The sequence below is a fragment of the Mesorhizobium opportunistum WSM2075 genome (genome assembly GCF_000176035.2).
In the GTDB taxonomy this organism is placed as follows: domain Bacteria; phylum Pseudomonadota; class Alphaproteobacteria; order Rhizobiales; family Rhizobiaceae; genus Mesorhizobium; species Mesorhizobium opportunistum.
Genome location: NC_015675.1, coordinates 5,218,978 through 5,240,399 on the forward strand (window position 1 = coordinate 5,218,978; position 21,422 = coordinate 5,240,399).

Below are 21,422 nucleotides of genomic sequence, written 5' to 3' on the forward strand. Positions count from 1 at the left end.
CCCGGCCTGAGATTTCACGAAACCGGGGCAAACCTCGGTTATCTCCATGCCAGGCACGGCGTGACGCCGGCGACGTTATCTGGCGCGACGGGTCCGCACAGCGGAGGTGCCCGGCATGATGCGTGGTGACCCAGCCGAATGAACGAGCGGACGGTAGCAATCTGCATGCTCGCGATCGGCAAGCCAGGCTATGCGCTGGCGGCGCGCGAAGCCGTTGCGTCCTTTCTCCGGAACACGGATTTCGAAATCTATATAGTCACGGATCGGTTCTCCTCCCCAATCTTGCCGCCCTCGCCGCGCATCCATCTCAACTTGCTCGACGCCGCACGGCAGGAATACCGGGCCGACGGGTTTCTGGCCAAATTCGACGCATTGGCCTGGTGTCTCGGGCAGTCCAGCGCCGAGATCATTATTCAGGTCGATGCCGATACCATCCTGTTGCGCCCCCTGGCGGCGGCCGAGGTGTCGACGGCGCTGGGCGAACAGCGGATGGCAATGGTCGAACAGACCGGCATCGCTGGTTCGGGCATGACGCCGGGGGACTTCCAGGAACATTACAGCAAGCGCTCGCTAGCATTCATCGACGGGTCAGCGGCGGCGCCATCTGCGATATCGTTTCGCTACTTCAACAGTGGCGTGGTGCTGGCCTTCAGGGACGAACTGCAGCTTTTGCTGGAGTGGGTTGCGGCCCGACGGTTGCTTTTGCCTGCCGATCACTCGGTTGGCGCGCACATGATCGCCGACCAGGACTATTTCCAGGTGTGGGCAAATTCAGTGGTGCCGGATCGCTGCGTCTCCCTCTCCTGGCAATGGAACCATTGCGGCCACTGGGATACGGGCTTTCCCCGACCGGATGCGCTGATCGCCCACTTCAGCAACTTCTGCAACGGCCCCGAATTTGAAACCGTTCTCGCGATGCATAACCTTCTTGCCGAAGGTCCCGCCGGCCCCTTGCTAGACAACGCAGCGACAGGGCAACCTGCCGACCTGGCGTTCATCATCATCACCTACAACTCGTCAAAGATAATCGGCTACTGCCTCGACGCCCTGCCGGACCAGCATGAGATCATTGTCGTCGACAATGCCTCGACCGACGAGACACTCGATCACGTGACGCATGAGGGCGTGACCATCATCCGGAACAAAAACAATGAGGGTTTCGCCGCCGCTGCCAACCAAGGCGCCGCCGCCGCCAGCGCCAAATATCTATGCTTCCTCAACCCGGACTGCCTTGTGACATCGGCTGCGGTCGAGGTGGCACTCTCGACGCTTCGTCGAAAACCCGATGCTATGATCGTTCCCGACTATGTCGACTGGCATGGCGGAGTCACAGCCGGTCGCCAGCCAGGCTATTCCCGACTCAAGCTGACAGCCGACCTTCTGGACAATAACGGCATGGCGAAATGGGCTCGGCGCCTGAGACGTCTCCCATTCTATCACGACCACAAGTGGAGCTGGCCGCTCGCGGCCGCCCTGTTCGTTCGACGAGAGATTTTTCATGCTATCGGCGGTTTCGACGAGAGATACTTTTGCTACATGGAAGATGTCGCGGTCGGATTTGAAATGGCACGGCGTGGGCTCGAAATCGTCGAACTGGACCATGTGCTGCCGCATCTCGGTCAGCGAGGCGCGGATATCCCGACCTCCGTCCGGATCTCGTTGATCGACAATGCGCGGCTCAAGTTCGCGGAGCTGCATTACGGCCGTGCCTTTGCGGCTACGCTTCGCGGTCTGCGATGGGTTCTCCATCGCCGCCTCGGTATCAGGGAAGCGCTGCGCCGAAAACGGTGGCGTGCGCTGGAAGGCCGATGAACTACTATGTTCTGCCTGGGGTCGGTATTTATGGCGGCATCAAGGTTGGCTTCCAGTTCGCGCAGTTGCTGACGGACGCCGGCGTGCCGATGGCGGTCGCGACCCCTGGCAACCTTGCGCCTTCATGGTTCCGATGCAGTCAGCCTGTGGTGGACAGGCAGCAGGTCGTCGCGAATGCCGGGAAGAGCGATACGCTCATCTTCTCATTGCCGCACGACTATCCCGAGTTGAAGGCAACTGGGGCGCGGCTGATCTTCCACTGCCAAGGTACCGACCCCCTCATCAACCCCATTCTGCACGACAGGGATGTCACCGTGCTGACGTGTTGGGAACAAGCGACGACTTATGCAATGTTCGTCGCCCGGCGCGTTTCGATCGATGTCGGCATATCGATCTCCGACGCTTTCTTCCATGACGGATCCCCCAAGGATGAGCGGTGCGCAGCCTTCATGCCGCGCAGAGGCGCCGCGATAGCCCAATCGGCGAAGAAGCATGTGCTCTCCCTCCACTTCCTGCCGATTGACGGCGTTAGTGAAGATATCTGCGCGAACAGTCTTAAGCGCTCCGGGTTCTTCCTGGGCACGGCAGTCTCTGAAGGCTTCGGACTGCCGGCGCTCGAGGCGATGGCGGCGGGCTGCGTTGTAGTATCGGTTCCAGTCATCGGTGGGATGGAGTATCTCAAACATGGGCATACCGCATACATCGCTGAGCCGACAGAACTGCCAGCCGCGCTCGCCGAAATCAGCAAGCAAGGCGCAGGCTCCCGGCGTGCCGCACTGCGCGACGGCGGCGCGGCGATGGCATCCCGTTACCGCATCGCGGTTCAGAGAAAGAAACTGCGATCTGCTATGGAGGCGGGCTTGAAGGACGCCTTGTCATGGAGCTAAGCGTCATCGTTCCTTCATGGGGCCTGACGGCGCTGCTGCGAAGTTGCTTGCTGCAGCTTGAGCATGCCTTGGCGAGGACACAGCTAGGCAAGACCTGTGTCGTCGTCGTCGACAATGGCTCCGCCATACCCTATCTCGCCGATGATCTCGCGCCGCCGCACGTGCGGATCGTCAGGCTGGATCTAAGGCATTCCTTCTCGGCAGCCTGCAATCGCGGCGCCCGCGAGCTTGCCGCCACACGGTACCTCTTCCTCAACAATGACGTGCTTCTGCATCCAGACGCGCTGGTGGAGATGCTTGAGATCTTCCGTGACCACAAGGTTGGCATCTGCGGCACAAGGCTGGTCTTGCCCGACGACACGATCCAGCATTGTGGTGTGCGGTTCGACGCTGGAGAACGTGGCCCCTATCACCAGGATCATGGCAGGCGAAGCGCGATCGTCAGCCGGGCGACGACTTTCCCGCAGGCCGTGACGGCGGCTGCCATGATGATCGACCATGCGGCCTTCAACGCCTTGAACGGTTTCGACGAGACATTCCCTTTCGGCTATGAGGATGTCGATCTCTGTCTTCGGGCACGGCAATTGGGAATCCGCATCGCATGTGGCCAGCGCCGGGATTCATTGCATCTGGAATCGACCTCGGACCGGCGGCCTGACCGCCACAAGGCCTCGCGCAAACTGTTCTTCGAGCGGTGGCGTGGGCGCTACACCATAGACGGAGACGAGAGCGGGTGACGCAGGCAAACGAGATATCGCTGATCGTCCATACGCGGGATTCGGCACTGACCTTGCCCCGGCTGCTGGCAACCACCGCCTGGGCATCGGAGCGCATCGTCATCGATATGCAAAGCGGCGATGCGACCATCGAGATCGCACGTGCGGCCGGCTGCCGGGTGCTGAGTTGTGCAATCGTCGATGCCGTCGACGCAATCCGCAACCAATACCTGCCGCAGGCGCAAAACGACTGGGTGCTTGTGCTGGATTCCGACGAGTACCTCGCCGACGACGCATACGAGGCACTGCAAGGGCTCGTGCGCGATTATAGTGACAACACTGACGCCTTTGCGCTGCCAAGATTCAACTCCGTCGCCGGCCATGTCATGCGCGGCTCCGGCTTCTATCCGGATCACCAGATACGGTTCTTCCGCAAGGGGACCGTCGCCTGGCAACCAGGCCATCATCGTGTGCCGCAGGTTCTGACCGGTGCCAAGCGCCTTCGTCGGCTGGAGGCACCGAACTGCCTCCACATTCACCACGAAAACTATGTCGACATCGCTTCGTTCATTGCCCGGCAGGCGCGCTATGCGCTAAGCGATTCGTACGATCCCAATCCCGACAATTTCGATTTCGGGACCTATGTCGCCGAGGCCTATGCCGAGTTCGAGCGGCGCCATGAGCCCGCCAATGATGGTGAACTTTCCACCGCAGTGGCAACCGTGCTTGCCTGGGACCGGATCATGCGCGGGCTGATCCACTGGGAACGGCTAGGGCGCCAACAGCCACTCAACCCGGCCTTCTCCCTGCCGATCGTGCCAACCGCCCAAAAACATCAAGGCAGATTGCGCCATCAGCCGCGCGAGATCGGGCGCCGGCTTCGCCGGTTCTTCCAGCGTCAGCGGCGCTAGTTTGCATCACTTTGCGCGCTGCGCAATTTCGATCAAACCGGCCGCGTGGAAAGGCGGCAGTATGATCTGGCCAATGCGGGAAGGAGAGCCATGAACCCGACCGAAAAAGCGCTGTGGTTCGTCGAGAGCCATCTGCCGGACGCGATATCACTCGACGATGTCGCCCAAAGCAGCGGCGTGTCGCGCTTTCATGTGACACGGGCCTTCGGCGCCGCCACCGGCCGCTCGGTCATGGGTTATATGCGCGCGCGGCGCCTGAGCGAGGCGGCGCGCAAGCTCGCCGGCGGAGCGCCGGACATCCTGCGCGTCGCGCTCGACGCCGGCTACAACTCGCATGAGGCTTTCACCCGGGCCTTCCGCGACCAGTTCGGCACCACGCCGGAACTGGTGCGCGCGGAAGGTTCGACCAAGTCCCTCGAACTCGTGGAGCCAATCCTGATGGACCAGTCCCCTCTCACCAATCTTGAACCGCCACGCTTCGAGACCAGCCGGCCGTTCCTGATCGCAGGTCTCGGCGAACGCTACAGCTGCGAAACCAGCGCCGCCATACCGATGCAATGGCAGCGCTTCGGCCCCTATATCGGCAACATTCCGGGCGAGACCGGCGACGTCGCCTACGGTGTCTGCGTCAACGGCGACGATGTCGGCAATTTCGACTACATCGCCGGCGTCGAGGTGACGGACTTTTCCGATCTTCCCAGGGAATTCAGCCGCGTGCGGATACCGGCCCAGAAATATGCGGTGTTCGCGCATCGCGAGCACATCTCGACCATCCGCCGTACGGTCAACACGATCTGGAACACATGGCTGCCCGCGTCGGGGCACGAGGTGGCCGACGCGCCCGATTTCGAGCGCTATGGTCCGGAGTTCGATCCGCGTAGCGGCAATGGCGGGCTGGAGATCTGGATACCGGTCAAGACCTGAGGCGCCGCTACAGTTCCAGGTTCCAGTTCTGGCCGACCAGATCCTTGCCGAAGGAACGGTGCCGCTCTTCCTCGGTCAGCTGGAAGCCGGCCGCCTGGTAGATGTGCCGGGCGGCCGAGAGAATGTCGTTGGTCCACAAGGTCAGCGTCTTGTACCCCTTGGCGCGGGCAAAGCCGATGCACTCCTCGACCAGCCGCTTGCCGATGCCGAGGCCACGTGCCGAGGGCTCGACATAGAGCAGGCGCAGCTTCGCCACCTGGTCGGACTTGCGCACGATGAAGACCGAGCCGACCACCTCGCCTTCCCGCTCGGCGATCCAGGCGCGCTCCCATTTCGGGTCGAAGGATTTGACGAATGCGGCGAGGATCTCGGCGACCAGTGCCTCATAGGTTTCGTCCCAGCCATATTCCTGCGCGTAGAGCATTCCTTGCCGGCGGGTGATCCAGCCGATGTCGCCGACCTGCAGCGGCCGCAGGATGTAAGGCACCCCAGGTTCAGGCTTGTCGCCGAGCAGATCCTGCACAATGCGCATCGCCTTGACCAGTCGGTCCTGATCCGCGGGCACCAGACGATCGAGCAACGCACGCACCTGATCGTGCGAATCCTGGTTAAGCGGCGCAAATGCATCCTTGCCCGCCGGCGTCAACGTAATCGAGGCGCGGCGCGCATCAGCTTCCGTGGCGGCGCGCTCGACCAGGCCCCGCTCCTCGAATTTCTTCAGCAAGCGGCTGACGTAGCCGGGATCGAGACCGAGATCGCGCACAAGGTCGCTGGCAACGAGCCCGTCGCGATGCGCAAGCTCATAAAGCACCCGCGCCTCGGTCAGCGAGAACGGGCTCTTTAACAGCCCCTCGTCAAGCAGGCCGATCTGGCGGGTATAGAAGCGGTTGAAGGCGCGGACCGCATCGATCAGTTCCTTGTTGGACACTTCCTTATGGTGAATCGTCATGAGTATCTCCTGTCGGCACAGGATCGACCATTTACTTGACGGAGTCAACTATCCGGAGCGATCACATCATCGGCAACACCGGCCAGCGATCGACAATTTTGCCGCCGGAAAGCACCGCGACCGGCCCGAATTGCTGCAGCACGGCCTCGCTCTGCGTCGGCCGCAGGAATGCGTAGTCGCCGGGCCGGGCGACGGCATCGGCAGGCAGGCCCATGAATTGCTGGTTGGAAGACAGGCCAAGCAGGCCGTTCGTCGTCATCCCCCGGGGAAATGCCGGTTCGGCCATCCATTTGCCGCCATAGAGGTAGCAGCCCTTGCGCGGAAACCGGCCGAGCGCCCGCAGCAGGCGGGAAACAGCCGGCGGGCCGGGCAGCATCGGCTCGACCACTTTCAGGATCGGCGTCGCGATGAAAGCCGCCGGCTGGAAGCCATCGAGGCCAGGTGTATCGAAATCGCCGGGCAGCACGAAGGCCGAACCCATCGACACTTCATTGGCCATGCCCCCCTGGTGAAGCAGCGCGGTCTTGGAGCCGCCGATGTTGAGAATGCCGCGCTGGCCGGCGCCGAGGCACGCAACGAAAGCGGCGGCCCGCTCGGACGCTCGTGCCAGCGCCCTGGCCGGCCCACCGAACAGGCCGGGAATGTGCGGCGCATGCGCCTCATAGGCCATGACGCCCTCGCAGCGCAGCCTTTTGTGCGCCGACAGTCCCTTCAAGGCTTGCGACAAGGCCGCCGGTTCAGCGAAGCCGCCGCGATGCAGCCCGACGTCGATTTCGAAGGCGATGCGCAGGTCGACATCGAGCTCGGCTGCCAGGGCGCCATACTCCGCCAGCCGCTCCCGCGTGTCGATCAGCCAGCAGATGCGTGTCCGGTCAACTTCGCCCTTCGAAAGCATGGCTCTGGCCGCTCCGACCGGCATCGGCTTGCCGTACAGGAGGTCCGCATCCGGAAACGCCTTCAACACCGCCTCGCTGATCGGCGGATGGAACGTCATGAAGCGATCGGTCCCAAGCGCCTTGCCGATGTGCGAAAGCAGCGGCAGGCAGGCGAGCGACTTGTCGACCAGCCGCACCGCAAGGCCGGGGTCAAGTCTCGCTTTGACCAGGGCAATGTTGCTATCCAGCCGGTCGCGGTCGAGCAGCAGGCAGGGCTGGAAGATGCCGGCTTGCTTCAGAGCCTCCGATAGTGTGGCGAAATAGGCGCTCATCATCAGGTGCCGAAAGGGCTGGGTTCGATGCCGAACAGGCCAGCCATGTAGGGCGAGACGAAACGGTTCTGCGGATCGATGTCGCGGCGCACCGCCATCGCATCGTCCCAACGCGGGTAAAGCTTCTTCAGGTCCGCCGCTTGCAGGCTGTGCATCTTGCCCCAATGCGGCCTGCCGCCATATTTGTGGAAGATCGGCTCGGCCGCGCGCATAAAGGGCAGCGGATCGTTGGCGGCATCGTGGTGGATGGCGATCGAACAGGTCGGCCTGTCATGGAAGGGCGAAAGCCAGAACCGATCGGCCGCGACGCTGCGCACCTCCATCGGGAAATAGACCTCGGGAAAGCGCTTCTCGGTCAGCTCGATGATTTCGGCCAGCGCCTTCGGGCCCTCCTCGAAGGGCAAATGATATTCCATCTCGTTGAATTTTGTCTGCCGGTCGCTGGCATAGACGTTGAGCCAGTCCTGCACATAGTCCTCGGATGGCACTTTGGCGACGGCGCCCAGGATCAGCCGGCGGCGCAGCGACGGCAGCCAGGCAAGCGCGGTGCGCAGCCGGCGCAGCGTCCTCAACGAGCCCTCGTCATCCTCGGTCGGGCGTGCGGTGGTCGCCTCGGTGCTGAAATCACTGGCGATGAACTGCGCATAGCCGGAGAACGGAATGTAATAGAACTCGGCCGACCGGTGCGCGGTCATCATGGTCTCGAAATCGCGCAGCATATCGGCGATCGGCAGCACCCATTTGCGGCGGCGCAGGCGGTAGGTCGGGATGTTGTTGAGCGTCACTTCGTTGAGGATGCCGAAAGCGCCGAGCGCGACGCCGATGGCGTGGATCATGTCCTGATCCCCTGCCCGACTGAAGTCACGGACCTTGCCAAGCCCGTCGACGATCTGCACCGTCTCCAACTGCGTATGGTAGGCGCCGAGCGTCGGTCCGGAGCCATGGGTGGCGGTTCCCAGTGCGCCGCCGATCGCCTGGCGGTCGATGTCGCCCATATTGGGCAGGCCCTGGCCGATGCCTTGCAGGATGTGCATCAGCGAACCGAGCCGCGTCCCTGCCCGCACGCGTGCCTGATGCTTTTGCGCGTCATGCGAGACCAGGCCTTCGAGTTTCTCGAGCGACAGGATCGTGCCCTGCGATTTCACCAGCGGCGTGAAGGAATGACCGGCGCCGACGACGCGGACGGGACCCGGTGCCGTGCGAATGAGATCGCCGAGTTCGCCGGCATCGGCGGGGCTGGCGATCAGCCGTGGCTCGGCGGTGACAAAGCCGGACCAGTTGCTCCAGGTTTTCGACATGGCGCTCACACGACAAGCCGGCGACGCCGCGCCATCAGGATGAACAGGCCGAGCAACGCCACGCTGGCGACGGCGCTGGCGGCGGCGAATTCCGGCACCGGGCGAAAATCCTTGCCGTCGATGAGCAAGGACGCCGCGACCGGACCGATCGCCAGGCCAAAGAGTTGGGCGGCCGGCACCAAAAGCACGGCGGTGCGCGTCTCGTCGGCGGTGATCGCCAGCCGGATCTGGTAGGGCACGATGAACAGGAGGATGAAACCCATCACCAGGGCGGTGACCCAGAAGGTGGTGAGGCCAGGTCCGCTGGCGAGCACGAGCGAGGCGACGACCGCGACGGCGCCAATGGCTGCGATGGCGATGCGATAGTCGATGCGCGCCTCGAACACGGTCGCCGTCGTCGCGCCCAGGACCTGCACCGCGAGGCTGGCCGAGACGATCAGGCCAACGGTGCGGCCGTCGATGCCGAATTGCGCGCCGAGCGGCTCGAGAAAGGCCCACACCGCGCCGAAGAACATGAAGTAGCAGAAGACCGACAGCAAAGCGGTGATCGAGGGAACCGTCAGCACATTGGCCAGATCCTCCTCCTTCGGCAGATCGGCGTAGTCAGCGGGAACAATGAAGGCGATCACGAGCGACAGGACGCAGACGACCGCGAGGCTGAAGAAGCCGCCGGCCGATCCGGCGGCGGGGATGACATAGAGCGCCAGCAGCAACGCCAGGGCGCATTGCGCCAGGGTCTGCATGGTGACGAAATAGCCGCCGATGCGCTCGGCTCGCCGCGAACGGGCGATCAATTCGGTGGCGACCGCGACCAGGCCGCCCTCGGCGAGACCAGCCAGGGCGCGTGCGGCCATCAATGTGCCGGCCCCGGCGGCATAGGCCGTCCATATGTTCGCCAGCGCCAGCAGCAGCAGGAGAACCGCACTTTTCCAGCGCATATTGCGGGCGGACAGCAGCATCGCCACGATCGCCGAGCCGATGGCGATGGCGATCATCTCGGCGGTGGCAACCAGCGCCAGTTCATCGCCGCTGACATGGCCCTCGGTATAGAGAGCGCCGAGCAGAACGGGCTGCAGCCCAAGGATCAGCAGGCCGACCGACCCGATCCACAGAGCCGAGGCAAGCTGCCCGCCGGTCGGATTGCCGACCAGCCAGTCGCCATTGCCCTTGTGTCCGGTGTCCTTGTGTCCGGTATGGCCGGTGCCCGTGTGGCCGGTATCTGTCGAAGCCAAAGGCGCCTCCCAACGTCCTTGCCGCGCGGCAAAAAAACTGACAATCTGTCAGGATTCCAGAAGCTGATACTTGATCATATTTGTTGTCAACCAGAATTTGGAAACGCGCGCGAAAGACCGGTGCATGGTTGAAGCAAGGCAGACGATGATCGAGCCGAGGCGCAGGCCCAAGCAGGAGCGCAGCCGCGAGCGCATCGACGCCATCCTGTCGACGACCATGCGGCTGATCGGCGAAAAGGGCATCGATGCCGTCACCATGAAGGAAGTCGGCATGCTGGCGGGCGGGCCGATCGCCACCGTCTATCACTACTTCCCCAACAAGTCGGCGATCCTGGCGATGCTCTATGAGCGTTTCTCCGAAGTCAGCCGGGCGCGGCTGTCAGTGATTGTCGCCGATGTCCGCGAAGCCAAGGACATCATCGTGGCGGCCGACCGGCTGCTCGACGACTATCGCAGCCGCGTTGCCGGCGATCCGGCCATCCAGGACCTGCAGAACGCCATCCAGGCCGACAAGGCGCTCAAGAATCTCGACATCGCCGAGACCCGGCATCAAGCCAAGATGTTCTGCGACCATGTCATCGCCTTGCTCGCGCCGGACAAGCACGAGCAGTTCGAACGCATGGTTCTCTTGATCTTCCAGCTCGCCGGCGCCGTGGTGCGGCTGGCGCTTGCGGAAGGCGGAGCCGAAAGCCACCGGACCATCGAGGATTACCGGTCGATCATCCACACCCAGTTGCGGCTGTTTTTGTAGCCCTGTGTTTTTGGAGTCCAGGCGATCTGTAGCCCTGGCGATCATCAGCAAGCTGCCGCGAATGAGAGGTGCCGGGCGGCGCAAGCATCAGGACGCCCGCTATGCGAGCTGGCGGACAAGGCCTTCGAAGCCGTCGGCAAGATTGGCATTGCCGGCAGCGAGAAACGCGGAAAGATTGCGGGCGCCACCGGGCGTCTTGTTGGCATCAAGCAGCACCGCCCTGCCCTCATGCATGACGAAATCGAACTTTCCGTAGTCAAAGCCAAGCCGGCGCCTCAGCGCGCGAAGCTCCTCGGGAACCGGAACCGGCTCACGGCGGATCGTGTCGTCGCCCTTCACGAGGCTCTGTGGCGAGACATGGCGGGTGCAGCGCTCGCGCTCGCCGCAGAATATCCAGAAGCGGGCTCCAAAGCCGTCCGGTTCCGGCTCGGGAATGAATTTTTCGACGACGAGATCGCTGCGGTCGAAGACCGCCGGCGCGACCTCCGAAAGGGATGTATAGACGCGATAACCCTCGATAGGCTCGACGCCGGGAAACGGCTTCGGCTTTCCGGCACGCAGCGATCGCCGGTTGAGCGCCTGCTCCCGCATCCCGAGATTGTTGAGATTGCTCTTGACGATGACCGGCCCTAGCCAGTCGTCATCCTTGCCGATCACCGCGCCACTGACGCGTCGCTTGGAGATGTCGGCGGCCCCGATGTTCAGGCAGAAGGGAAAAGCGCGTGCGTATTCGACATATTCGGGTGGCGTCACGGTCGCATCGACGTGCAGCACCGCTATATCGGCCTCCGGCTTTGCCGACGTTCCAGGGATTATGCGGACGGAATGCCCGCGTCGCTTCAGTTCCTCCAGCAAACCGAAAAGCATATAGGAGTTTCCGCGGCGAAACAGCGGCCCGCGCCGGCGTTCGAACCTGTCGAACTCATGCGTAATAACCGCGATGCGTGTCATGCGCCCCCCGCTTGGTCTCTCTAGCGTCCTCTATTATAGCTGCCAATACAATGCCGGCTTGGGGGCTGCGGATGACCGACCATTGGAATGCCATTCGAAGGCACTGGCAGTTGCTCGGACCACCGTTGCGGCCGCCAGCGGAAGCGGTTGAGGCCTATGAGCGTGAGCTCGACCTTTCGAAGGCGCACGTCATTCTGCTCGGCGTGACGCCGGAGCTCGCCGGGCTCGGGACGACGATGACGGCCGTCGATGAATCGTCCGACATGATCGCCGGTATCTGGCCAGGCGACACCGCGTTGAGGAAGGCAATCAACGGCGACTGGCTCGACTTGCCGGTGTCGAAAGCAAGCGTCGATGCGGTGATCGGCGACGGCTGCCTGTCGGCGCTCGGCCTTTCAACCGCGCGCCGGGCGCTGTTTGCGGCGATCGCCGGGGTACTGCGCACCGACGGCCGAGCGGGACTGCGCCTCTTTGCCGGTCCCGAAACACCGGACGATCCGGCGGCGGTGCGGGCGCTTGCACTTTCGGCCGGTGTCTCGACCTTCCACGAACTCAAATGGCGCGTCGCAATGACCGCGACGGGTGATGCGCCCGACCATGCCATTCCGGTCAGGACGATCGCGGAAAGGTTCGACGCACTGTTTCCTGACCGCAACGAGCTTTCGGCTCGCACAGGCTGGGATCTGCCCACCATCGGCACCATCGATGTCTATCGGAACTCGCCGGCCATCTACACCTTCGCACCGGCGACTGCATTGGTGAGCGAGGCGGAAGCGTATTTTGGTGATGTTCGCATCGCCTTGACCGGGAGCTATGGGCTTGCCGAGCGATGCCCGCTGTTGGTGCTGCGGGCGCCAAGACACTGAACGCGCCATGACAATGAAGACAGCAGGACGGCGCACAAGCCGGGGCAGGCGCAACCCAGGTTTTCTAAAACCGTGCGGCAGCATGAGGAAAATTTCGCTCGCATCGCGGCCTTCGCGCACCTTGACTCTCAAAAGCCAGCGGCCTATTTCAGCGCCACGTTAGCACTCGCCTTTGGTGAGTGCTAACTACAGGGCCCGGCGCCGCCGGGCTTTGTTGTTGTCCGGCTTCGCCGGATGGAGGAACTGTTTCTCACCGTTCTCATCGAGGAAGAAAAAATGGCAAAGTCGAAGTTCCGCCCGCTTCATGACCGCGTGGTCGTTCGCCGGGTCGAATCCGAATCCAAGACCGCTGGCGGGATCATCATCCCGGATACGGCAAAGGAAAAGCCGCAGGAAGGCGAGATCATCGCCGTCGGCTCCGGCGCTCGCGACGAAGCTGGCAAGCTGGTCCCGCTGGACGTCAAGGCTGGCGACCGTATCCTGTTCGGCAAGTGGTCGGGCACCGAAGTCAAGCTCAATGGCGAAGACCTTCTGATCATGAAGGAATCCGACATCATGGGCATCATCGGCTGATTATCGGCCTCACCGTCAACTGAATTCCGGGCTTACCCCAAGCCCCTGCCAGGAGCTAAAAAATGGCTGCCAAAGACGTAAAATTCTCCCGTGATGCCCGCGAGCGCATGCTGCGCGGCGTCAACATCCTCGCCGACGCGGTGAAGGTCACGCTCGGCCCCAAGGGTCGCAACGTCGTGATCGACAAGTCGTTCGGCGCCCCGCGCATCACCAAGGACGGCGTCACTGTCGCCAAGGAAATCGAACTTGAAGACAAGTTCGAGAACATGGGCGCGCAGATGGTCCGCGAAGTCGCTTCGAAGACCAACGACATCGCCGGCGACGGCACCACGACCGCGACCGTCCTGGCGCAGTCGATCGTCCAGGAAGGCCACAAGGCCGTTGCCGCCGGCATGAACCCGATGGACCTGAAGCGCGGCATCGATCTGGCCGTGACCGAAGTCGTCGCGGCGCTTGGCAAGGCTGCCAAGAAGATCAAGACCTCCGAGGAAGTTGCCCAGGTCGGCACGATCTCGGCCAATGGCGACGAGTCGGTCGGCAAGATGATCGCGGAAGCGATGCAGAAGGTCGGCAACGAAGGCGTCATCACGGTTGAAGAAGCCAAGACCGCCGAGACCGAGCTCGAAGTCGTCGAAGGCATGCAGTTCGACCGCGGCTACCTGTCGCCCTACTTCGTCACCAATGCCGACAAGATGGTTGCCGAGCTCGAGGACGTCTACATCCTCCTCCACGAGAAGAAGCTCTCCAACCTGCAGGCCATGCTGCCGGTTCTCGAAGCCGTCGTGCAGACCTCCAAGCCGCTGCTCATCATCTCGGAAGACGTCGAAGGCGAGGCCCTGGCCACGCTGGTCGTCAACAAGCTGCGTGGCGGCCTGAAGATCGCCGCCGTCAAGGCTCCGGGCTTCGGCGATCGCCGCAAGGCCATGCTGGAAGACATCGCCATCCTCACCGGTGGCCAGGTCATCTCGGAAGACCTCGGCATCAAGCTCGAGAACGTCGGCCTCAACATGCTCGGCCGCGCCAAGAAGGTGTCGATCTCCAAGGAGAACACCACCATCGTCGACGGCGCCGGCAAGAAGGCCGAGATCCAGGGCCGCGTTGCCCAGATCAAGCAGCAGATCGAAGAGACCACTTCGGACTACGACAAGGAGAAGCTGCAGGAACGTCTGGCGAAGCTCGCCGGCGGCGTTGCCGTGATCCGCGTCGGCGGTGCGACGGAAGTCGAAGTCAAGGAAAAGAAGGACCGCGTCGATGACGCCCTCAACGCGACCCGCGCGGCCGTGGAAGAAGGCATCGTTGCGGGCGGCGGCGTCGCTCTCCTGCGCGCTTCGGCCAACATCAAGGCCACCGGCGTCAATGCCGACCAGGCCGCCGGCATCAACATCGTGCGTCGTGCGCTGCAGGCTCCGGCCCGCCAGATCGCGGCCAACGCCGGTGCGGAAGCTTCGATCGTTGCCGGCAAGATCCTTGAGAACAAGGGCGCGACCTTCGGCTACAACGCCCAGTCGGGCGAATATGGCGACATGATCGCCATGGGCATCGTCGACCCGGTCAAGGTCGTGCGCACCGCCCTCCAGGACGCGGCCTCGGTCGCCGGCCTGCTCGTCACCACCGAAGCCATGATCGCGGAGGCTCCGAAGAAGGAGTCGGCTGGCGGCGGCGGCATGCCTGGCGGCATGGGCGGCGGCATGGGCGGTATGGGTGGCATGGATTTCTAAGAAATCCATAAAGCACGCCCATGAACTCACATTGCTCAAGCCCGCAAGCGGGCTTGAGTGGTGGTATGGATTTCTAATCCACGCTTCCATCAGCCTTCAGATACGGAAAGGGCGGCAGCGATGCCGCCCTTTTTGTTTGCATGCTCCTGATCGCCACCCTTCGATCGGCGTCAGACGGCTGTATCCGCGCGTTGCCGTGCTCCCCCAGCCAGCACGGCGCCTTCAATCAGTGCCGCGACCTCGTCGGCGACCGCCTGCAGCGGGGCGCGGTCGCGGGTGGCGCGCGCGATCACCATCAGCCCTTCCAGAGATGATTCGACCAGCAGCGCCAAGGCATGCGCGCGACGCTCGGGCACCCCTGCCCTGACGAAGGCATCTCGCAGCAAGCCTATCCACTGCTCGAAGGCCGAGCGGCACAGTTCGGCAAGCTCGGGCACGTCGCTTGGCGAGTCCAGCACGACCGGCGCGATCGGGCAGCCGAGTGAGAACTCATTCTCTTCGAGCATGTGTCCGACCGACTGATAGATGTGGTGGACGGCGACCGCGGGGTCGCGTTCGGCGGCCAAAGCCGCGCCAAGCCTCTCGGTGACGTCGGCAACGCTATCGCGCGTCACCTCGATCACGAGTTGGTCCTTGCCGCCGGGAAAATGGAAGTAGAGCGAGCCGCGCGGCGCGCCGCTGGCGCTCAATATGTCGTTGAGCGAAGTGCCGTGATAGCCGCGCTGCCTGAGCAGCAGTCCAGTCGTTTCGAGTATGCGGGCCCGTGTATCGTTCGCCATGTCAACCTCTGTCAGCAGCGATCATTATAGGCCTTGCATCGAATATGACAATCGGTCTACATAATATGTAGATCAGTCTATATATTCGAGACCGACATGCAAAGCTTACGCCTTGAAGGATCCGCGGGAATCGAAAGCCTGGTGATGCGCGACGAGCCTCGGCCGGAGCCAGGACCTCATGAAATCATGGTGCGCGTTCGCGCCGCCTCGCTTAACCGGCGCGACACGATGATCCTCAACGGCACCTATCCGCTGACGCCGCGCCGGGGCATCGTGCCTCTGAGCGATGGCGCCGGTGAAATTGTCCCCATCGGCAATGAAGTCACTCGCTTCGCCGTCGGCGACCGCGTCACCGGCAGCTATTTCGCACGCTGGATCGACGGCCGCATAAACGCCGGTCTCATCGACCAGCTCGGCTGCACGCTTGACGGTATGCTGGCCGAATATGCCGTCCTCGACGAACAATGGGCCGTACGCCTGCCCGATCATCTCGACTGGCACGAAGCGGCGACCCTGACCTGCGCCGGCGTCACCGCCTGGAATGCAGTGACGGGCGCCGGGATGCCGAAGCCTGGCCAGTGGGTTCTGGTCATCGGCTCCGGTGGCGTCTCGCTGTTTGCGCTGCAGTTCGCCAAGCTGCTCGGCTGCCGCGTCGCGGCTGTCACCTCGCGCGGCGCGAAGGCCGACAGGCTGCGGGCGCTGGGCGCCGATCTTGTGATCTCGACATCGGAGATGGCCGAATGGGGTGCGACGGTCCGAGACCAGACCGGCGGCATCGACCTTATCGTTGAAACCGGCGGCCCGGCGACATTCGCGCAATCGCTGATCGCAAGCACACTCTACGGGCACATCGTGCTGCTGACGCTGCAGGATGCACGAGGCAGATCGATCGAAATGCCCGCGGCCCTCTACCAGCGCAGCCTCACAACCATCAGCCGCCTTTTCGTCGGCAGCCGGACCAACCTCGAGGCCATGCTGCGCGCGGTCTCGCAGCACGGGTTGCGGCCGGTCATCGACAAGAGCTTTGCCTTTGCCGAGGCCGGCGACGCGTACCGTTATTTCCAGCAAGGCGACGTCTTCGGGAAGGTCACCATCGACGGCGCCTGATCCCGACTTCTCACAATCAAACAAGGGAGAGCAGACCAATGACAATTCGTGAAGCTTCGGCCAAATGGCAAGGCACGCTGAAGGAAGGTTCGGGCCGGTTGCGGCTCGGCAGCGGTGTCTTCGAAGGCGCCTATTCCTTTCCGTCGCGTTTCGAGAACGGTCCAGGCACCAACCCGGAGGAGCTGATCGCCGCGGCGCATGCCGGCTGCTTCTCGATGACACTGAGCGCCGTCCTCGGCAGCGAGGGCCACACGGCCCAAACTATCCACACGACAGCCAAGGTGCATCTCGGCGCGACCGCGGCCGGACCGACGATCACCCATATCGAACTCAAGACTGGGGCAAGTGTCGCCGGGCTGGGCGCGGACGATTTCGAGAGGCTGGCGCAGTCGGCCAAGGCAGGCTGCCTGGTCTCCCGGGCACTGGCAGGTGTCGCCACGATCACGCTGAAGGCGACCCTCGTCGACGCCGCCATCGATCACGGAACGAAAGGAGCCAACCAATGACCAGGGAAATCATCATCGACCTCGCCACGGCAAAGCTCTCTGGCCAAACAGCCGAAATCATGCGGCGTTACAACGACGTGTTCCAGCGTCACGATCCATCGGCGCTCAACGACCTGGTGGCGCAGGACTGCGTGATCGAGAACACCACCCCGGCGCCGGACGGCGCCCGCCGCGCCGGCAAAGCCGCCTGTGTCGAACTGTGGTCGGCGATCGCCACCGGACCCGGCACGCGCTTCGACATCGAAGAGACTTTCGTGGCCGGCGACCGTGCCACGATCCGCTGGCGCTACTGGATGGCCGACGGCCATTCGGTGCGCGGCGTCAACCTCATGCGCGTCGCCGACGGACGGATCGTCGAGGCGATGGGCTATGTAAAGGGATAGCGCGCCCTGAACAGGGATATCCGGTTTTCGGTCCGGAATTGCGTATGAACAAGCACGGGAGCGGATCAGCGGGACTGAACCGCTCCTGGTGGCGCTACCGATCGGCCAGCGCCAGCTTTGCACCGAGCATAACGAAGGCGCCGGCGAAGGTGCGACGCATCCAGGTCAGCACCATGGGCCGCGACACGACATGGCTGCGGATCGAGGCGGCGAAGATGCCGTAGCCGACGAAGACCACGAAGGTCAAAAGCATGAAGACGGAGCTGAGCTCCAGCATCTTCGACAGCGCGTTGGGTTCGGTGGCGCTAACGAATTGCGGCAGGAAGGCGAAGAAGAAGATCGACAGTTTCGGGTTGAGCACGTTGACGAGAATGCCGGTGGCGATCACCTTGCCGGCCGAGCGCGGCGCGACATTGTCCTCGACGCTCAGGCCACCCTTCTCCTTCAGCGTGTTCCAGGCCATGTAGAGCAGATAGGCGACGCCGAGATATTTCAGCGTCTCGAAGGCGACCGCGCTGGTGTGCAGCAGCGCCGCGAGGCCGGTGATGGCGGCGGCCATGTGCGGGATGATGCCGAGCGTGCAGCCGAAGGCGGCAATGATCGAGGCCCGCGCACCGCGCGAAAGTCCGGCACTCAGCGTGTAGAGAACGCCGGTGCCGGGCGAAGCCACGACGATCAGCGACGTCAACAGGAATTCGATGCTCACGATGATCTCCTCCGGCAGCCTGCCCGGCCAGGAAGGTACCGGGCCGCGGGGCCGCGCACAAGCGGGGGAGATCGGCAGTTACACGGGCAATTCTAGAAGATCGGCAATCCGTGTTCGCGGCGCGCCATCAGGCACTCCGCGTCGCCGGGCATGCAGGCGCGGCAGACGTCTGGCCGGACATCGTAGATGCCGCAAGCCGTCGCCTTGCCGACTTCGCCGGACAGGGCCGAGCAGCGCACGCCGTCGCAGCGCATGCCGGACAGGTCAGCCGCTATATATTTTTCCGGGATGCGGTCGAGCTGCGCGTCATCCTCGGTGGAAAAACGCGGCCATTCGGCCGAGTAGGAGCAGCAGGCGCCGCAGCTCTGGCAGTCGAAGGCAGGCACCCGCGAGCCGCGCGGTGCGAGCGCGGCAAGGTCATGATCGGCGTCGCGCGGCAAGGCGCTATTTCTTCTTGCCTGCCTTGCCGCGGGGCGTCTCGGCCGGCGACTTGAACAGGTCGGTCGCGGTGTCGGCAGCGTCGGCCTTCGGCGCGACCGGCTTGGCCGGCTTTACTGCGGCGACCGGCGCCGCAGGCTGGTCCTTGGCTGAGAATTTTATGGCCATGTCAGTCCTCGTCGGCGAAACGCGATGATGGTGCGCGCGGATTGCGCAAGCGGCCGATCAGTGCCGAAACCGCCGTGATGTTCATTTCCTCGGGCGACCAGTTCTTTGCCGCCTCGATGTGGTGGGGCGCCAGTTCGCGATGCGTGCTGCCGCTGTAGGCGGCGTCCTGATAAGTCACCCGCTCATGGGTCTTGGCGTCTTCGCGGACATATTCGATCAGGTAGTTCGGGCACTCGGCACGGCCGCGCACACCGACGCGCACCTGGGCATCGCCATGGGCGCGTTTGCAGCGCTCGAGCTTTTCCAGCACACGGCGGACGTATTCGACGGGCTTGTCGAGCCCTTCGACCATGTCGGCGATGGTCGCGTCGGCGGCTATCGGCGTTGGCGGTACGCGCTTGGTGGCCATCAGCGTTTTCCAGCCCGTTTCGGCAATGCCGGGCGCGCCGCGGCCGCGGCCATCTCATCGGCTTCCTTTTCCAGGCGCAGTTCGCGCAAGCGTGCCGTCTTGGCCTCACGCGCCTCGCTGACGGCATCGCGCTCGGACATGATGCGGTTGAGCGACATCGACTGGGTTTGCGTCTTGCTGAACAGCGACACCGCCGGATCGGCGGCTGTCTTCGAATGGGCGGTCAAAATCTTTCTCCTGTCAGGAGCCTGGTGCCGATAGGGCGAGACCGGGTCTTCGGTCAGGACCACGCACTGCTGGAGCGTCCCTTAGCACGTTCAGCACGATGCGCAGCGCATTTTCGGCGGCAACAAGCGTAAAATGAAAAAGGCCAGGCACCGCCTGACCTTCCGTGGGGAGCACCGCGCATCCACGCACATCCAGATGGATGCACAGGCTGGATGTACAGGAACACTCCTCTCATGCGCATGACGTGCCTTGGAAACTCAGGTCTCCGTGGCCATGCGCCAGAATTCGCCACTCACCGGTGCCAGTACATCCGTGGTCACCGGGAGGGCCGAATTCTTTTTTCAGGCCGCCTTCAACTGGTCGGCGGACATCTTGCCCGACTTGTTGTCGCGGACCATCTCGTAGCCAACCTTCTGGCCCTCGACGATGTCGCGCATGCCGGCGCGCTCTACGGCCGAGATGTGGACGAAAACGTCGGCCGAGCCGTCGTCAGGCTGAATAAAACCAAAACCTTTGGTGGCGTTGAACCATTTAACTGTGCCGGTGCTCATAAACGAACCCTTTCCATGGCAAATATTCGCTAATCGCGGTGCGAATGCACAACGATTTTTGTCTCGATTTTTGATGGGGAAGTTCGTCAAAGGCGCGCATTCGGGCGCGGATAACAAAAGTCAGTCAAACAAATATCGACATGTTTCTTGTAGACTTCTTTTGGCGGCGAGTCAATTTCTGGTTTTTCAGCGGCCCGAATTCAATTTTGGGTTGCTCGGTGCATAGGCCTCAACTGGCGAACCGGCTGAACGACCGTGCGTTCATTTTCCCGAAAAAACGCACCACGCCCGGAACCAATTCCACACCGGCGCATTTCAATGGTCGGCAATCCTAGAGAGAAATCTCGGGAATGCCGACAAAAGGACGCCTCCCGCACGATAAAAGGTGCGAGGGGCGTTCTTGTATGTGCCGGGTCCCAAGGTCGCGCCGCCGATCGGCGGCAGGAGATCGTCATGGGAACCGAGGCCCGAACGCGCCATCGGATCGCCGGCGGTCACGGTCCCTGCTCCGCCCGCGGTTCAGCGCTCCTGATCGGTCGGGCGGATAAGGATTTCGTTGATGTTGACGCGCGGTGGCTGGCTGACGGCGTAGAGGATGGCGTTCGCAATATCGTCGGCGGTCAGCGCTTCCAGGGTGGCGAGGCGCTGGTCGAGGCCGGCCTTCATGGCGGGATTGGTGATATGGTCGCCAAGCTCGGTGCGCACCAGGCCGGGCTCGATGACGGTGACGCGCACCTTGTCGACATAGACCTCGCGGCGCAGCGATTCCGAGAAGGCGACGACACCAAACTTGGTTGCCGCGTAGGCGCTGGCACCCGGATTGGCGACGCGTCCGGCGACCGAGGATACGTTGACGACATGGCCTTTGGCAGCCTTGAGGTGCGGCAGCGCCGCCTTGGTGGCGGCCATCAGGCCGATCAGATTGAGCTCGATCATGCGGCGCCAATCATCGAGGTCGGCTTCGTCCGCCGGCGACAGCAGCATGACGCCGGCATTGTTGACGAGAATGTCGAGCCGGCCCCATTCGGAGACAATCTTGTCGACCATGGCGGTGATGTCGCCGCCCTTGGCGATGTCAGCTTCGATGGCGAGCGCCTTGCCGCCAGCCTTCTCGATGCGGCCAACCAGCATGTCGAGGCGATCGGCGCGGCGGGCGGCGACCGCCACCTTGGCGCCGGCGGCGGCAAGTGCCGCCGCGGTCGCTTCGCCGATGCCCGACGAGGCCCCAGTGACGAGCGCGACCTTGCCCAGGAGAGGGGAATTAGAGGATGTCATGGATCTTCTCCAGATGCCCGGCCCACTCCTTCAGATAGGCCGCGCGAACGTTTCTGGAAGCCCAGCCTGTGGCGAGT

Annotated in this window: 25 protein-coding genes; 12 read left to right on the top strand and 13 right to left on the bottom strand. The window is 63.2% G+C overall.

Annotation, left to right across the window (positions count from 1 at the left end; all coding sequences use genetic code 11):
• Positions 1-138 precede the first annotated feature (138 nt).
• The 5 genes from MESOP_RS25215 to MESOP_RS25235 all read left to right on the top strand — a co-directional run bounded on the left by MESOP_RS25215 (position 139) and on the right by MESOP_RS25235 (position 5,250).
• Entirely contained in the window at positions 139-1,812 is a 1,674-nt protein-coding gene (locus MESOP_RS25215; RefSeq protein ID WP_013896160.1) for a glycosyltransferase, read from the top strand.
• The gene (locus MESOP_RS25220; protein WP_013896161.1) at positions 1,809-2,699 is read left to right on the top strand and encodes a glycosyltransferase; all 891 of its coding nucleotides are present in this window, start codon (positions 1,809-1,811) and stop codon (positions 2,697-2,699) included. Before MESOP_RS25215 ends, MESOP_RS25220 begins: the two co-directional genes overlap by 4 nt.
• Positions 2,690-3,436, top strand: coding sequence for a glycosyltransferase family 2 protein (locus MESOP_RS25225; RefSeq protein ID WP_013896162.1), 747 nt, complete (start codon positions 2,690-2,692; stop codon positions 3,434-3,436). Before MESOP_RS25220 ends, MESOP_RS25225 begins: the two co-directional genes overlap by 10 nt.
• A complete protein-coding gene (locus MESOP_RS25230; RefSeq protein ID WP_013896163.1) occupies positions 3,433-4,326 on the top strand; it encodes a glycosyltransferase family 2 protein in 894 nt (297 codons plus the stop codon). The genes MESOP_RS25225 and MESOP_RS25230 overlap by 4 nt, the downstream gene beginning before the upstream one ends.
• Before the next feature lie 90 nt (positions 4,327-4,416).
• Positions 4,417-5,250, top strand: coding sequence for an AraC family transcriptional regulator (locus MESOP_RS25235; RefSeq protein ID WP_013896164.1), 834 nt, complete (start codon positions 4,417-4,419; stop codon positions 5,248-5,250).
• A gap of 7 nt (positions 5,251-5,257) precedes the next feature.
• Here MESOP_RS25235 and MESOP_RS25240 read toward each other — a convergent pair whose 3' ends face one another.
• From MESOP_RS25240 to MESOP_RS25255, 4 genes are all read right to left on the bottom strand, one after another.
• Positions 5,258-6,199 (bottom strand): bifunctional helix-turn-helix transcriptional regulator/GNAT family N-acetyltransferase, encoded by a 942-nt coding sequence (locus MESOP_RS25240; protein ID WP_013896165.1) that lies wholly within the window; start codon positions 6,197-6,199, stop codon positions 5,258-5,260.
• Between the two features lie 61 nt (positions 6,200-6,260).
• A complete protein-coding gene (locus MESOP_RS25245) occupies positions 6,261-7,406 on the bottom strand; it encodes a DSD1 family PLP-dependent enzyme (RefSeq protein WP_041164992.1) in 1,146 nt (381 codons plus the stop codon).
• Between the two features lie 2 nt (positions 7,407-7,408).
• Positions 7,409-8,704: a D-arabinono-1,4-lactone oxidase gene (locus tag MESOP_RS25250; RefSeq protein WP_013896167.1), complete on the bottom strand. Its 1,296-nt coding sequence runs from the start codon at positions 8,702-8,704 to the stop codon at positions 7,409-7,411.
• A 5-nt stretch (positions 8,705-8,709) separates the two neighbouring features.
• Entirely contained in the window at positions 8,710-9,936 is a 1,227-nt protein-coding gene (locus MESOP_RS25255) for an MFS transporter (protein WP_013896168.1), read from the bottom strand.
• A gap of 124 nt (positions 9,937-10,060) precedes the next feature.
• Between MESOP_RS25255 and MESOP_RS25260 the strand changes: the two genes are divergently transcribed.
• Positions 10,061-10,687: a TetR/AcrR family transcriptional regulator gene (locus MESOP_RS25260; protein ID WP_041164994.1), complete on the top strand. Its 627-nt coding sequence runs from the start codon at positions 10,061-10,063 to the stop codon at positions 10,685-10,687.
• Positions 10,688-10,786: 99 nt separating this feature from the next.
• Here the strand turns inward: MESOP_RS25260 and MESOP_RS25265 are convergent, their stop codons facing one another.
• Positions 10,787-11,638 (bottom strand): hypothetical protein, encoded by an 852-nt coding sequence (locus MESOP_RS25265; RefSeq protein WP_013896170.1) that lies wholly within the window; start codon positions 11,636-11,638, stop codon positions 10,787-10,789.
• 71 nt (positions 11,639-11,709) lie between these two features.
• Here MESOP_RS25265 and MESOP_RS25270 point away from each other — a divergent pair, with 71 nt between their 5' ends.
• The 3 genes from MESOP_RS25270 to groL all read left to right on the top strand — a co-directional run bounded on the left by MESOP_RS25270 (position 11,710) and on the right by groL (position 14,795).
• Positions 11,710-12,504, top strand: coding sequence for a class I SAM-dependent methyltransferase (locus MESOP_RS25270; RefSeq protein ID WP_013896171.1), 795 nt, complete (start codon positions 11,710-11,712; stop codon positions 12,502-12,504).
• Between the two features lie 276 nt (positions 12,505-12,780).
• The gene (groES, locus tag MESOP_RS25275; RefSeq protein ID WP_006203049.1) at positions 12,781-13,077 is read left to right on the top strand and encodes a co-chaperone GroES; all 297 of its coding nucleotides are present in this window, start codon (positions 12,781-12,783) and stop codon (positions 13,075-13,077) included.
• A gap of 62 nt (positions 13,078-13,139) precedes the next feature.
• Entirely contained in the window at positions 13,140-14,795 is a 1,656-nt protein-coding gene (gene groL / locus MESOP_RS25280; RefSeq protein WP_013896172.1) for a chaperonin GroEL, read from the top strand.
• A 170-nt stretch (positions 14,796-14,965) separates the two neighbouring features.
• Here the strand turns inward: groL and MESOP_RS25285 are convergent, their stop codons facing one another.
• Positions 14,966-15,574 (bottom strand): TetR/AcrR family transcriptional regulator, encoded by a 609-nt coding sequence (locus MESOP_RS25285; protein ID WP_013896173.1) that lies wholly within the window; start codon positions 15,572-15,574, stop codon positions 14,966-14,968.
• 144 nt (positions 15,575-15,718) lie between these two features.
• Between MESOP_RS25285 and MESOP_RS25290 the strand changes: the two genes are divergently transcribed.
• The 3 genes from MESOP_RS25290 to MESOP_RS25300 are packed head-to-tail and all read left to right on the top strand — an operon-like array spanning position 15,719 to position 17,570.
• Entirely contained in the window at positions 15,719-16,681 is a 963-nt protein-coding gene (locus tag MESOP_RS25290; protein WP_425339710.1) for a zinc-dependent alcohol dehydrogenase family protein, read from the top strand.
• A gap of 38 nt (positions 16,682-16,719) precedes the next feature.
• Positions 16,720-17,187 carry an OsmC family protein gene (locus MESOP_RS25295; protein WP_013896175.1) on the top strand — a complete coding sequence of 156 codons (468 nt, stop codon included), beginning with the start codon at positions 16,720-16,722 and terminating at the stop codon, positions 17,185-17,187.
• Positions 17,184-17,570 carry a nuclear transport factor 2 family protein gene (locus MESOP_RS25300; RefSeq protein ID WP_013896176.1) on the top strand — a complete coding sequence of 129 codons (387 nt, stop codon included), beginning with the start codon at positions 17,184-17,186 and terminating at the stop codon, positions 17,568-17,570. Before MESOP_RS25295 ends, MESOP_RS25300 begins: the two co-directional genes overlap by 4 nt.
• Before the next feature lie 94 nt (positions 17,571-17,664).
• Here the strand turns inward: MESOP_RS25300 and MESOP_RS25305 are convergent, their stop codons facing one another.
• The 7 genes from MESOP_RS25305 to MESOP_RS25330 form a co-directional block, all read right to left on the bottom strand.
• A complete protein-coding gene (locus tag MESOP_RS25305) occupies positions 17,665-18,276 on the bottom strand; it encodes a LysE family translocator (RefSeq protein WP_013896177.1) in 612 nt (203 codons plus the stop codon).
• A 92-nt stretch (positions 18,277-18,368) separates the two neighbouring features.
• The gene (locus MESOP_RS25310) at positions 18,369-18,716 is read right to left on the bottom strand and encodes a YkgJ family cysteine cluster protein (RefSeq protein WP_013896178.1); all 348 of its coding nucleotides are present in this window, start codon (positions 18,714-18,716) and stop codon (positions 18,369-18,371) included.
• Between the two features lie 4 nt (positions 18,717-18,720).
• Entirely contained in the window at positions 18,721-18,882 is a 162-nt protein-coding gene (locus tag MESOP_RS34040; RefSeq protein WP_013896179.1) for a hypothetical protein, read from the bottom strand.
• A gap of 1 nt (position 18,883) precedes the next feature.
• Positions 18,884-19,291 carry a hypothetical protein gene (locus MESOP_RS25315; protein ID WP_013896180.1) on the bottom strand — a complete coding sequence of 136 codons (408 nt, stop codon included), beginning with the start codon at positions 19,289-19,291 and terminating at the stop codon, positions 18,884-18,886.
• Complete coding sequence (locus tag MESOP_RS25320; RefSeq protein WP_013896181.1) at positions 19,291-19,518, bottom strand: hypothetical protein; 228 nt, start codon at positions 19,516-19,518, stop codon at positions 19,291-19,293. Before MESOP_RS25320 ends, MESOP_RS25315 begins: the two co-directional genes overlap by 1 nt.
• Positions 19,519-19,860: 342 nt before the next feature.
• Complete coding sequence (locus tag MESOP_RS25325) at positions 19,861-20,070, bottom strand: cold-shock protein (protein WP_013896182.1); 210 nt, start codon at positions 20,068-20,070, stop codon at positions 19,861-19,863.
• Between the two features lie 519 nt (positions 20,071-20,589).
• Positions 20,590-21,345, bottom strand: coding sequence for an SDR family NAD(P)-dependent oxidoreductase (locus MESOP_RS25330; RefSeq protein ID WP_013896184.1), 756 nt, complete (start codon positions 21,343-21,345; stop codon positions 20,590-20,592).
• Positions 21,346-21,422 lie beyond the last annotated feature (77 nt).

What these genes read in the sequence shown, in the direction of transcription:
- MESOP_RS25215 (WP_013896160.1), top strand. Translation starts at nt 139, where the DNA reads ATGAACGAGCGGACGGTAGCAATCTGCATGCTCGCGATCGGCAAGCCA.
- MESOP_RS25220 (WP_013896161.1), top strand. Translation starts at nt 1,809, where the DNA reads ATGAACTACTATGTTCTGCCTGGGGTCGGTATTTATGGCGGCATCAAG.
- MESOP_RS25225 (WP_013896162.1), top strand. Translation starts at nt 2,690, where the DNA reads ATGGAGCTAAGCGTCATCGTTCCTTCATGGGGCCTGACGGCGCTGCTG.
- MESOP_RS25235 (WP_013896164.1), top strand. Translation starts at nt 4,417, where the DNA reads ATGAACCCGACCGAAAAAGCGCTGTGGTTCGTCGAGAGCCATCTGCCG.
- MESOP_RS25240 (WP_013896165.1), bottom strand. Translation starts at nt 6,199, where the DNA reads ATGACGATTCACCATAAGGAAGTGTCCAACAAGGAACTGATCGATGCG.
- MESOP_RS25245 (WP_041164992.1), bottom strand. Translation starts at nt 7,406, where the DNA reads ATGAGCGCCTATTTCGCCACACTATCGGAGGCTCTGAAGCAAGCCGGC.
- MESOP_RS25250 (WP_013896167.1), bottom strand. Translation starts at nt 8,704, where the DNA reads ATGTCGAAAACCTGGAGCAACTGGTCCGGCTTTGTCACCGCCGAGCCA.
- MESOP_RS25260 (WP_041164994.1), top strand. Translation starts at nt 10,061, where the DNA reads ATGGTTGAAGCAAGGCAGACGATGATCGAGCCGAGGCGCAGGCCCAAG.
- MESOP_RS25265 (WP_013896170.1), bottom strand. Translation starts at nt 11,638, where the DNA reads ATGACACGCATCGCGGTTATTACGCATGAGTTCGACAGGTTCGAACGC.
- MESOP_RS25270 (WP_013896171.1), top strand. Translation starts at nt 11,710, where the DNA reads ATGACCGACCATTGGAATGCCATTCGAAGGCACTGGCAGTTGCTCGGA.
- groES (WP_006203049.1), top strand. Translation starts at nt 12,781, where the DNA reads ATGGCAAAGTCGAAGTTCCGCCCGCTTCATGACCGCGTGGTCGTTCGC.
- groL (WP_013896172.1), top strand. Translation starts at nt 13,140, where the DNA reads ATGGCTGCCAAAGACGTAAAATTCTCCCGTGATGCCCGCGAGCGCATG.
- MESOP_RS25285 (WP_013896173.1), bottom strand. Translation starts at nt 15,574, where the DNA reads ATGGCGAACGATACACGGGCCCGCATACTCGAAACGACTGGACTGCTG.
- MESOP_RS25290 (WP_425339710.1), top strand. Translation starts at nt 15,719, where the DNA reads ATGCGCGACGAGCCTCGGCCGGAGCCAGGACCTCATGAAATCATGGTG.
- MESOP_RS25295 (WP_013896175.1), top strand. Translation starts at nt 16,720, where the DNA reads ATGACAATTCGTGAAGCTTCGGCCAAATGGCAAGGCACGCTGAAGGAA.
- MESOP_RS25300 (WP_013896176.1), top strand. Translation starts at nt 17,184, where the DNA reads ATGACCAGGGAAATCATCATCGACCTCGCCACGGCAAAGCTCTCTGGC.
- MESOP_RS34040 (WP_013896179.1), bottom strand. Translation starts at nt 18,882, where the DNA reads ATGGCCATAAAATTCTCAGCCAAGGACCAGCCTGCGGCGCCGGTCGCC.
- MESOP_RS25315 (WP_013896180.1), bottom strand. Translation starts at nt 19,291, where the DNA reads ATGGCCACCAAGCGCGTACCGCCAACGCCGATAGCCGCCGACGCGACC.
- MESOP_RS25325 (WP_013896182.1), bottom strand. Translation starts at nt 20,070, where the DNA reads ATGAGCACCGGCACAGTTAAATGGTTCAACGCCACCAAAGGTTTTGGT.
- MESOP_RS25330 (WP_013896184.1), bottom strand. Translation starts at nt 21,345, where the DNA reads ATGACATCCTCTAATTCCCCTCTCCTGGGCAAGGTCGCGCTCGTCACT.